Annotated in this window: 13 protein-coding genes; 6 read left to right on the top strand and 7 right to left on the bottom strand. The window is 66.6% G+C overall.

Annotated features, from left to right (window positions below; translation table 11 throughout):
• A partial coding sequence (locus ACTHLF_RS15175) for a Fic family protein (protein WP_440328252.1) occupies nt 1-547 on the top strand: 547 nt, incomplete at its 5' end.
• A gap of 438 nt (nt 548-985) precedes the next feature.
• On the opposite strand, the gene ACTHLF_RS15170 is transcribed toward ACTHLF_RS15175, so the two are convergent.
• Entirely contained in the window at nt 986-1384 is a 399-nt protein-coding gene (locus ACTHLF_RS15170; protein WP_440328256.1) for an HU family DNA-binding protein, read from the bottom strand.
• Nucleotides 1385-1719: 335 nt separating this feature from the next.
• Here ACTHLF_RS15170 and moaA point away from each other — a divergent pair, with 335 nt between their 5' ends.
• Genes moaA through ACTHLF_RS15145 form a run of 5 tightly spaced genes read left to right on the top strand, consistent with a single transcriptional unit; the run spans nt 1720 to nt 5578 of the window.
• Nucleotides 1720-2694 (top strand): GTP 3',8-cyclase MoaA, encoded by a 975-nt coding sequence (moaA, locus tag ACTHLF_RS15165; RefSeq protein WP_440328250.1) that lies wholly within the window; start codon nt 1720-1722, stop codon nt 2692-2694.
• A gap of 17 nt (nt 2695-2711) precedes the next feature.
• Nucleotides 2712-2963, top strand: coding sequence for a MoaD/ThiS family protein (locus ACTHLF_RS15160; protein ID WP_440328248.1), 252 nt, complete (start codon nt 2712-2714; stop codon nt 2961-2963).
• A 2-nt stretch (nt 2964-2965) separates the two neighbouring features.
• Complete coding sequence (locus ACTHLF_RS15155) at nt 2966-3451, top strand: molybdenum cofactor biosynthesis protein MoaE (protein ID WP_440328246.1); 486 nt, start codon at nt 2966-2968, stop codon at nt 3449-3451.
• Nucleotides 3448-4386 (top strand): bifunctional molybdenum cofactor biosynthesis protein MoaC/MoaB, encoded by a 939-nt coding sequence (gene moaCB, locus ACTHLF_RS15150; protein WP_440328245.1) that lies wholly within the window; start codon nt 3448-3450, stop codon nt 4384-4386. Before ACTHLF_RS15155 ends, moaCB begins: the two co-directional genes overlap by 4 nt.
• Before the next feature lies 1 nt (nt 4387).
• Entirely contained in the window at nt 4388-5578 is a 1191-nt protein-coding gene (locus ACTHLF_RS15145; protein ID WP_440328244.1) for a molybdopterin molybdotransferase MoeA, read from the top strand.
• Nucleotides 5579-5685: 107 nt separating this feature from the next.
• Here the strand turns inward: ACTHLF_RS15145 and ACTHLF_RS15140 are convergent, their stop codons facing one another.
• From ACTHLF_RS15140 to ACTHLF_RS15115, 6 genes are all read right to left on the bottom strand, one after another.
• A complete protein-coding gene (locus ACTHLF_RS15140) occupies nt 5686-6051 on the bottom strand; it encodes a hypothetical protein (RefSeq protein ID WP_440328243.1) in 366 nt (121 codons plus the stop codon).
• A gap of 114 nt (nt 6052-6165) precedes the next feature.
• Nucleotides 6166-6819, bottom strand: a complete 654-nt coding sequence (rnhB, locus tag ACTHLF_RS15135; protein ID WP_440328242.1) for a ribonuclease HII — start codon at nt 6817-6819, stop codon at nt 6166-6168.
• Between the two features lie 12 nt (nt 6820-6831).
• On the bottom strand, nt 6832-8040 hold the full coding sequence (gene lpxB / locus ACTHLF_RS15130; RefSeq protein WP_440328241.1) for a lipid-A-disaccharide synthase: 1209 nt from the start codon (nt 8038-8040) through the stop codon (nt 6832-6834).
• A gap of 5 nt (nt 8041-8045) precedes the next feature.
• Nucleotides 8046-8819 (bottom strand): acyl-ACP--UDP-N-acetylglucosamine O-acyltransferase, encoded by a 774-nt coding sequence (gene lpxA, locus ACTHLF_RS15125; protein ID WP_440328240.1) that lies wholly within the window; start codon nt 8817-8819, stop codon nt 8046-8048.
• A complete protein-coding gene (fabZ, locus tag ACTHLF_RS15120) occupies nt 8816-9280 on the bottom strand; it encodes a 3-hydroxyacyl-ACP dehydratase FabZ (protein WP_440328254.1) in 465 nt (154 codons plus the stop codon). The genes lpxA and fabZ overlap by 4 nt, the downstream gene beginning before the upstream one ends.
• 5 nt (nt 9281-9285) lie before the next feature.
• A partial coding sequence (locus ACTHLF_RS15115; RefSeq protein ID WP_440328239.1) for a UDP-3-O-(3-hydroxymyristoyl)glucosamine N-acyltransferase occupies nt 9286-9799 on the bottom strand: 514 nt, incomplete at its 5' end.

The raw sequence follows: 9799 nt of genomic DNA, 5'->3' as shown, positions 1-9799 counted from the left end.
CGCCGTTGAATCGAACTTGAGGCGTCGCTTGCGCAAACTCGGTTGCGAAGACGGATCGCTCTTCGTCGAACTGCTATGTGAGGTGAACCGAACTGCTGGGCGAGGAAGTGGCCTCATCCGAAGCAGTAACGTCGGTAACATCGGATTGGACGGATCGCGCATCGTTTTTCCGAATCACTACTTGGTAGCGGAAGGACTCAGGTCACTATGGAGATGGATTTGCGAGACGGGGCATCCGAGCTTCTTCCAAGCGATCGTCGCGTTTTGCGCTGTGACCAATCTTCATCCGTTTGCTGACGGAAATGGCAGAACGGCAAGGTGGCTCTTTTGCTCATTGTTATTCCGAGAGAATGAGACTGGCAAAGACTTCTATCCTCTTTACGAGTATTTCGTCCGTGACCAGGGCATATCGACGCTCGCTCTGCGAAAAGCGGAAGTCCTCGGTGAATGGAATCCGCTAGCGAGCTATCTTCTTGATGTCACGTCGGAAATGATTCGCCGCAGAACCGAAGCCGTTAAACGACAGGAATTCTCAGGAGGCGATTAGCAGATGGCTTCGCGTGCGCCAATAGCCCCGCGAGTTCCGTCGTTACTCAGGGTTCCTCATAGGCGCAGATGCGTGCTTTTGGGCCTTCCCGCCATGACCCCCATCGTTGGCGGCGCGGGTGGGCAGGCCCTTGGGGCCGACATGAGCGGAGGGCCGCCAATCGCAGCGATTTTCGCGTCGAGGGATCTACGGCCCGGTCCGCAGGTCCGCGCCTGGCGGCCCCAAGGGCCTGCTCACCCGCAGCTTCCTCAACCTACAAGAGCGAGGCGGCGTCAGCCGCTGGTCACATGCATTCGCGCCAGCGAATGAACCGATTCGAAAGCGCGGTGTAGTACTCGGCCTCGTGCTTCCGCGAAGAACAAAAAAAGCCCCCGCCCAAAGGGCAGGGGCTTTCGGGTACCTCGTCGATCCGCGGCGGCTTCAAGCCACCGCGAAAGATCAGGCGGCCGCGTCCTTGAGCTTCTTCAGCGGACGAACCTTGACCTTCACCGAGGCGGGCTTGGCAGCGAACCAGCGCTCTTCACCCGTGAACGGATCCTTGCCCTTGCGCTTCGGCTTGGCAGCCACGGCAACGGAGGTGATCTTCAGCAGGCCCGGCAGCGTGAAGGTGCCAGCGCCCTTCTTGTGGACCGAAGCGCTGATCGCGCCTTCGAGCGAGGCCAGGACGGCCTTGACGCTCTTCGAGTCCACGCCGCTCTGCTCGACGATGTGCGAGACGAGCGACGACTTCGACAGCGGATCCTTGATCGGCTTCAGCGCGGCAGGTGCCTTGGCAGCCTTGGCGGGAGCCTTGGCAGCGGCCTTCTTTGCCGCCGTTTTTTTGGAAGTGGCCATGATATTCCTTGTCACTAAGATCGAATGAGGCGGCCCTTGAAGGCCGGTGCCCAGCGGGCGACTCACTCTAGCGTTGCTTTCGTCCGCTGAAAATAGGGTCGGAGAAGATTTTTCGTATCCGATGCACCTTTTTTTCAGGGTCCGCGTGACGCGCTGCGGAAAATCCGCCGCCACGGCGGTCCCGATGAACGCCGCGGCATGACTTCTGGCAAGGGTCCGTGCGTGTCCCAGCCAACCCGTGCAAGGCGCGGCCGGCCGTTCTCTGGCACGATGTGGCGTGAAGGAAAGGGTGGTTTATGACACGCCCGTATTAACAGGCCTGCGGTTACCTTACGTCCATGTCCCCACTGATCGACAGCCACGGCCGTACCAAGCGCAAGTTGCGGATCTCACTGACGGATCGCTGCAACTTTCGCTGCACGTACTGCATGCCAGAGCACCCGGACTGGCTACCGCGCGCGAGCCTCCTGGATCGCGGTGAAATCGTGCGCCTGGCGGCCCTGTTCGTCGACCAGGGCATCGAACAGATCCGGCTGACTGGCGGTGAGCCGCTGCTCCGGCGGGACCTCGTGGAATGCGTGAAGGCGATCGACGGGCTGCGCGGGCGCGGGTTGCGCCGCATTTCCATGACCACCAACGCATCGCGTATCGCGCCGGTCGCGGCCACCCTGGTCGCTGCGGGTGTCGATGACTTCAATGTGAGCCTGGACGCCGTGGATCCAGCGATTTTCCGCCAGATGACGAAGCGGGAGATCGCGCCGGTCCTCGATGGCATCCAGGCCCTGGCCGACGCGGGCGCCGCGGTGAAGATCAACGCGGTCGTGGTGCGCGGCGACAACGAACACCAGGTCGTGCCCTTGCTGGAATGGGCCATGGCCCGCCAGTTGCCGCTCCGCTTCATCGAGTACATGCCGCTGGATGCTCCCGGCCACTGGCGCCGCGATGCCGTGGTCAGCGAGGCCGACATGCTGGCGGCGATTGCGGCGACGCACAGCGTCGAGACTTTGCCGCGCGCCAACGATCCGGCGTCGCCGTATCGCGTGGATGGCCATTACCCGCTGGGCATCATCTCCACCGTATCGCATCCGTTCTGCGCGAGCTGCGATCGCCTGCGCCTCACCGCCACCGGCGAGCTGTTCACCTGCCTGTTCTCGCCGGTCGGGATGCCGCTCGGCGCGCGCATGCGTGAAGGCATCGACGACGATACGCTGGCCGCGACGGTCCGCCGCGCGGTATGGCTGAAGGAAGCGGGCTACGCGGCGCGCCCCGGCCCGGTCGATCGTCCGATCACCATGCACGCCATGGGCGGCTGACCCCACCCGAGAGACCCATGAACCCCATAACCTTTGAACTCTACGCCAACCTCGAAAGGCTGGCCGGCATGCGCGAAGTCACGGTGGATGCACCGGCGGATGCGCGCACCATCGGCGATGCGGTGACGCTGCTCGCCGGCGCGCACCCGGAGTTGGCCGCGTCGCTCGACCGTTGCGCCTGCGTTTCCGGCGACACGATCGTGCGCCGCGCGGATGCCTTGCCCGCGGACCGGCGCATCGCGCTACTGCCGCCGGTCGCCGGGGGCTGACGATGGCGCATCCCGTTCTCTCCCACGAGCCCGTTGCCATCGAGCCGCTGCTCGAGCTGGATACGCACCCGGAATGTGGCGGCCTCGCCATGTTCGTTGGCACCGTCCGCGACCACCATGACGGCCGTTCCGTCCTGCGCCTGGTCTATACGGCGCACGAGCCGCTGGCGGAAAAGGTCATCCGCGAAGTCGAGGCCGAGGCTCGTCGCCGGTTCAGCGTACCGTATGTGCGCATCGTCCACCGCCTGGGCGACCTGGCGATCGGCGACATCGCCATCGCCTGCGTGGTGCGCGCGCCGCACCGCGCGGAAGCGTTCGAGGCGTGCCGCTATGTCGTGGACGCCGTGAAACATGGTGCGCCGATATGGAAGGAAGAGTTCTACGCGGACGGCAGTAGCGCGTTCGTCGAAGGCTGCTGCATCCGCGATGATCTCGATGAACCGGCGCCCCACGCGCACCGCCACCACTCGCATACGAGCCACGGATGAAAGACGTCAGCCAGAAGCCGGATTCGAAGCGCGTCGCCCGCGCCACCGCCACCCTGCATGCCCCCGCCCATTGCATCGCGCTGCTGCGCAGCGGCGAGACGGAGAAGGGCGACGCACTGAAGACGGCGCGCGTTGCCGGCATCCTCGCGGCGAAACGCACGGATGAGCTGATCCCGCTATGCCATCCGCTGCCGATCCACCGTGCCGATGTCACGTACGAACTGGCGGAGACCTCGGTGCGCGTGATCGCCGAGGTGGAGACCATCGGGCCGACGGGCGTGGAGATGGAGGCGCTCACCGCGGCCAGCCTGGCCGCGCTCACGCTTTACGACATGCTCAAGCCGTATGCCGAGCCCGAGGAGCTGCACATCGAGGATTGCCGGCTCGAGCGCAAGCTGGGCGGGAAATCGCACTACCGGCGCACGCTGGCGCAGCCACGAAGCGCGGCGGTCATCGTGCTCTCCGATACCGTCGCCAGCGGTGCGAAGCCGGATACCGCGGGGACCTTCGTACGCGATGCGCTCGAGGCGGCGGGATTCAGCCCGATCGAATACAGCGTGCTCCCCGACGACGCGCACGTGCTGGCGGGCAACCTGCGTACGCTCCGCGAGCGCCAGGTGGCGCTGGTTATCACCGTGGGTGGCACCGGCCTGGGGCCGCGCGACATCACCGTGGACACGGTTAAGCCCATGCTCGACGTGGAAATCCCGGGGATCATGGAGACGGCGCGCGCCTTCGGCCAGCAGCGGATGCCGTTCGCCATGCTCTCGCGCGGCGTGGCGGGCTACGCCGGCGAAACCCTGGTCCTCACCTTCCCGGGCAGTCGCGGCGGGGCCAGCGAGTCGCTCGCTGCCACGTTGCCGGGCGTCATCCACCTGATCGAGACGGGCCGCTCCGGTGGCCGTCACCCGGGCGGCTACGGGGAGGCGGGCTGAGATGGCGCTGCTGCCGTTGCAGGAAGCGTTCGCGCGGTACCGCGAACACGTCATGCCGCTAGGTACGCAGCGCGTGCCCGTGGAACTCGCGCTGGGCGCGGTCCTCGCCGAATCGCCGCGCGCGCGCATCGCGCTGCCGCGGTTTACCCAGAGTTCGCTGGATGGTTATGCCATCCGCAGTGAAGACGGCGACCGGCTGCGTACGCTCGTCGGCACCGCGGCTGCCGGTGAGCCCGCCGGCGTCACCGTCGGTCCTGGCCAGGCCGTGCGTATCTTCACCGGCGGCTTGCTGCCGCAGGGGGCGGATGCCGTGGCGCGCCAGGAGATCGTCGACCGTGATGGCGATGAAATTTCCCTGCGCGAAGTGGTTCCCGCTGGTGAGGGCGTGCGCTACGAAGGCGAGGAACTGGTCGAAGGCGCACCGATCGCCCAGGCCGGCCAGCGCGTCACGGCGGGTCTCCTCGCGGCGCTTGCCATGGCCGGGATCGACAGCGTCGAGGTGCGCAGGCGCCCCCGCGTGGCGGTGCTGGTGACCGGTGACGAAGTGGTGCGCGTGGGCGAGGAACTCCCGCCGGCGAAGGTGTATGACGCGAACGGTCCGCTCCTGCGGGCGTGGTTCGTGGAGAACGGCTACGGCGAGCCGGTGGTCGCCTACGTGCCTGACGACGAGGCGGCGCTGGAGGAATCGATGAGCGCCGCGCTGGACAGCGCCGATATCGTGGTGACCAGCGGCGGCGTATCCGTCGGTGATCGCGACTACGTTCCGCTCGTTGCAGACCGGCTGGGCGTGCGCAAGGTGTTCTGGAAAGTGGCACAGAAGCCCGGCAAGCCGCTGTGGTTCGGCGTGCGCGATGGCAAGGTGCTGCTCGGCATGCCGGGCAATCCCGCGGCGGTGCTGGTCTGCCTGGCGGTGCATGCACGTGCCGTGCTTGCCCGGCTGGAGGGAGAGACCGCGGTGCAACCAGCGTGGCGCCAGGGTGTGCTCGAGGGTGCCGTCGATGCCGACGGCGAGCGCGACCGGCTGGTGCGGATGGCCCTGGATATGGGCGATGGCACGGCGCGGCTGGCGCTGTTGCCTCGCCAGGATTCACACATGCTCAGCAACCTGGCGTCGGCACACGCGCTGGTGTGGCTGCCATCACGTGCTAGCGCGTTCCAACCCGGCGATAAGGTCGCCTGGATCGCGCTGTAGGAGCTCACCCTGTGAGCGACGCCGTTCGCGAAAACGCCACAGGCCCTGCGGCGGCGAAGCGATAGCCGTCGCCCACAGGGTGGGCTCCTACATAGCAAAAGCCGGTATTACCAGGCCTTCACGTCCGACACGACGACGGTGTAGTCCGACATGTCCGGCGAGTAACGGAACAGGCGGCCGAGGTCGAAATCGACGCTCTTGCCCGGTTCGATGTTCGAGGTGCCTGCCGGCCAGCCCTGCTTGCTGGCGATGACCTTGCCCGAGGCGTCCTTCGCGTCGATGCGCACCTGCGCGGCGGCGGCTTCGGTGCACTTGTTGACGAGGTTGCCCTTCATGCTGAAGCGCGGCTGGCCCGAGCCCTGCTGCAGCTTCACGGCGAAGCCGTCGATGGCGAAATCCTTGGCGGCGCACGCAGCCTGCGCGGACAGCGGGGCGGCGAGCATCAGCACGGCGGCGATGGCGATCTTCTTCATGGTAGTCCCTGTTTCGATGGCTAAAGCGGACGCCCGTGTGTGGGGGGCGTTAGCTGGGCTATCGGCCATGCCGACGGGGACTTTAGGCTTTGCCGCGTTCGCGGCCCGATCCGTTCAGGTAGCTACGGCGAACAGGTCGGCGATGGGCTCGCCCAGGCCTTCCGGTTCGAACCAGCGTTTCACCGGGGCAAAGCTGCGCCGGTGGGCGTCGCAGGGGCCGAGCCGCTCCAGTGCTTCCATGTGCTCGGGCACGGCATAGCCCTTGTGCTTCGCGAAGCCATAGCCCGGGTGCACGCTGTCCAGCGCCTTCATGTGCCGGTCGCGACTGACCTTGGCCAGGATGGAGGCCGCGCTGATCGCCGGCTCGGTGGCATCGCCGCCGATGACCGCCTGTGCCGTGCAGGGCAGGGTGCGCGGCAGCCGGTTGCCGTCGACCAGGGCCATGGTCGGGGCGAGCGACAGCCCCGTGAGGGCGCGCGTCATGCCCACCATGGTGGCCTGGAAGATGTTGATGGCGTCGATCTCCTCGCGCTCGACGAAGATGACGCTATAGGCGAGGGCGCGCTCGATGATGCGGGCGTAGAGCTTTTCGCGGGTGGCCTCATCGAGCTGCTTCGAGTCGTTGAGGCCACGGATGACCCGCGCCGGGTCGAGGATGACGGCGGCGACGACGACCGGGCCGGCCAGCGGCCCGCGGCCGGCCTCGTCCACGCCCGCGACCACGAGGTCGGGGCTGAGCTGGCGGGTTATGTTCGTCTTGCGCGGCATGGGGGTGGAAGCCTAGTGCGCGCCGCCCGTGGCAGGCAAGGCGGGCGTCTTCACGAAATCGGCCACGGCATCCGCCGCATGGTCGGCGGCACGACCCTCGAGGCCGCCGCGCAGCGCCTGGTGGAGGAATTCGAAGGCCGCGACGATCGCGCCGCGCCGTTCGCTGTCGCCGAGCATGTCCAGCGTCGCGGCGGCGAGGTTCTCCGCCGTGCAGTCGTCCTGCATGTATTCCGGCACCAGCAGCTTGCGGCCAAGGCCGCAGGCGCGCCCGAGGATGTTGGGCAGGGCGTAGACGTCGGTCTTCAGCATGCGCAGCGCTTTCGCGATGCGGTAGCTGGTGGGCGATACCCGGTAGCCCACCACCATGGGCCGCTTGGCCAGCATAGCCTCGAGTGTGGCCGTGCCGGAGGCGAGCAGCACCGTGTCGGCGGCCAGCATGGCTTCGTGGGAGTGCCCGTCGGTGAGCAGCGGCGGCGTGCCCGGGAAGCCCGTGAGGAGTTCAGCCAGACGTGCATGCACGCGCTCATTGGCAGCGGGCACTACGATGCGCAGGTTCGGCATGGCCTCGGCCACCCGTCGGGCGGCGTCGATGAAGATGGCCCCGACGCGCTCGATTTCGCTGGGACGGCTGCCGGGCAGCACGGCCAGGACGGGCGCATCATGCGGCAGGCCCAGTGCATCGCGGGCGCCGGCTCGGTCGGAGACCATGGGGAAAGTATCGGCCAGCGGGTGGCCGACAAAGCGGGCGTCGACGCCGTGGTTCGCGTAGATCGGCGGCTCCATCGGGAACAGGCAGAGCACGCGGTCAGCCGACTGGCCGATTTTTTCCGCCCGTTTTTCCCGCCAGGCCCACACCGAAGGGCTTACGTAGTGCACCGTGCGCAGCCCGGCGGCCTTGAGCTTGCGCTCCACGCCAAGGTTGAAGTCGGGTGCATCGATGCCGATCGTGACGTCGGGGCGTAGATCCAGCAGGCGTTGCACCAGCGCCTTGCGCAGTTTCAGCAGGCGCGGGAGGTGCTTCACGACCTCGGCGAAGCCCATGACCGAAAGTTCGCGGATATCGAACCAGGATTCAAAGCCACGGGCCATCATGCGCCGGCCACCGATGCCCACGAAGCGCGCGCCGGGGTAGCGGGCGCGCAGCGCGTCGAGCAGGTCGGCGCCGAGCTGGTCGCCGGAATCCTCACCGGCGACCAGGGCGATGACAGGAGCGTCGTTCACTTCGCTCACCGGGCGAGCGAGCGCTCGCTACGGTCGAGGAACTCGAGCATCTGGCGCACGTCCTCGCTGGTTTCAGCCAGGGTGACCAGTTGCTCGCGCGCTTCGGCCAGCGGCAGGCCCGCCATGTACAGGGTGCGGTAGGCGCGCTTGATCGACGCGATGCGCGCCGTATCGAAGCCACGGCGCTTGAGGCCCTCGCTGTTGATGCCGCGCGGGCGGCCGCGCGTCTCGTTGGCCATCATGACGAACGGCGGCACGTCGGAGCCCACCAGGCAGCCCATGCCAATGAACGCGTGCGCGCCCACCTTGCAGAACTGGTGCACGCCGGAATAGCCGGACATGATCGTCCAGTCGCCGATCTCGGCGTGGCCGGCCAGTGCCGAGTAATTCGAGAACACGACGTGGTTGCCCACCTGGCAGTCGTGCGCGATGTGCACGTAGGCGAGCAGCCAGTTGTCGTTGCCGATGCGGGTGATGCCGCCGCCGTCGCCGGTGCCACGGTTGATCGTGACGAATTCACGGATGAGGTTGCGGTCGCCGATGATGACCTCGGTGCGCTCGCCCTGCCACTTCTTGTCCTGCGGCGGACCGCCGATGGACGCGAACTGCATGATGCGATTATCGCGGCCGATCACCGTCGGGCCTTCGATCACCACATGCGGACCTACGCTGGTGCCCTCGCCGATGATGACGTCGGCACCGATGATGCTGTATGCACCGATGCTGACGTTATCCGCGACCCGCGCGGACGGATCGATCTGCGCGGTCGGGTGGATCATTTGTCGTTCCTCGCCGCGCACATGAGCTCGCAGCAGGCGACGATGTCACCATCGACATAGGCCTTGGCTTCGAACAGGCCCATGCCGCGGATGAGGCGCTTGAGCGAGACCTTCATCACCAGCTGGTCGCCCGGTGACACCACGGCCGAGAAGCGGGCGTTGTCGACCTTCACCAGGTAGAACAGCGGGCTGCCGCTCGCACCATCGAGCTGGCTGGTGATCTGGGTGAGCAGACCGGCGGTCTGCGCCATGGCCTCGACGATGAGCACGCCCGGCATGACCGGGTGGCCCGGGAAATGACCCTGGAAGAACGGCTCGTTGATCGTGACGTTCTTGATCGCCGTGATGGTCTTGCCCGGGTCGATCTCCGTCACCCGGTCCACCAGCAGGAACGGGTAACGGTGCGGCAGCAGCCGCTGGATCTGTTCGACATCCACCGGGAGCGTCACGGCAGCTTTCATTTCGGTCATTGCCCTTTGTCCTTTTCCAGCGCCGACAGGCGGCGCGCAAACTCGTCTAGGTGTTTCATTCGCGCCGCATTGCGCCGCCACTGGCGGTTCTCCTGCAGCGGGGAGCCCGACGAGTATTCGCCCGGTTCCCGAATGGATGCCGTCACCAGGCTCTTGGCCGTGATGGTAACGCGGTCGGCCACCTCGAGGTGCCCGAGGATGCCCGCGTTGCCGCCGATGAGGCAGTAACGGCCGATTTTCGCACTACCTGCCACCGCCGAGCACCCTGCCATGGCCGTATGGGCGCCGATATGCACGTTATGGGCGATCTGGATCTGGTTATCCAGGCGCACGTCTTCCTCTAGCACCGTGTCTTCCAGGGCGCCGCGGTCGATGGTCGTATTCGCGCCGATTTCACAGTCATCGCCGATGCGCACACCGCCAAGCTGGGGCAGCTTCACCCAGTGATCGCGGTCGAACGCGAGACCGAAGCCATCCGAGCCGATAACCGCGCCGGGGTGGACAAGGACG

The sequence above is a fragment of the Luteibacter sp. genome, from assembly GCF_051958795.1.
In the GTDB taxonomy this organism is placed as follows: Bacteria; Pseudomonadota; Gammaproteobacteria; order Xanthomonadales; family Rhodanobacteraceae; genus Luteibacter.
This window is presented reverse-complemented; position numbering and strand designations above follow the sequence as displayed.

Bases quoted from the DNA above. Each gene is read 5' to 3' on its own strand.
- ACTHLF_RS15145 (WP_440328244.1), top strand. From the start codon at position 4,388: ATGGCGCTGCTGCCGTTGCAGGAAGCGTTCGCGCGGTACCGCGAACAC.
- rnhB (WP_440328242.1), bottom strand. From the start codon at position 6,819: ATGCCGCGCAAGACGAACATAACCCGCCAGCTCAGCCCCGACCTCGTG.
- ACTHLF_RS15155 (WP_440328246.1), top strand. From the start codon at position 2,966: ATGGCGCATCCCGTTCTCTCCCACGAGCCCGTTGCCATCGAGCCGCTG.
- fabZ (WP_440328254.1), bottom strand. From the start codon at position 9,280: ATGAAAGCTGCCGTGACGCTCCCGGTGGATGTCGAACAGATCCAGCGG.
- ACTHLF_RS15160 (WP_440328248.1), top strand. From the start codon at position 2,712: ATGAACCCCATAACCTTTGAACTCTACGCCAACCTCGAAAGGCTGGCC.
- moaCB (WP_440328245.1), top strand. From the start codon at position 3,448: ATGAAAGACGTCAGCCAGAAGCCGGATTCGAAGCGCGTCGCCCGCGCC.
- lpxA (WP_440328240.1), bottom strand. From the start codon at position 8,819: ATGATCCACCCGACCGCGCAGATCGATCCGTCCGCGCGGGTCGCGGAT.
- ACTHLF_RS15140 (WP_440328243.1), bottom strand. From the start codon at position 6,051: ATGAAGAAGATCGCCATCGCCGCCGTGCTGATGCTCGCCGCCCCGCTG.
- moaA (WP_440328250.1), top strand. From the start codon at position 1,720: ATGTCCCCACTGATCGACAGCCACGGCCGTACCAAGCGCAAGTTGCGG.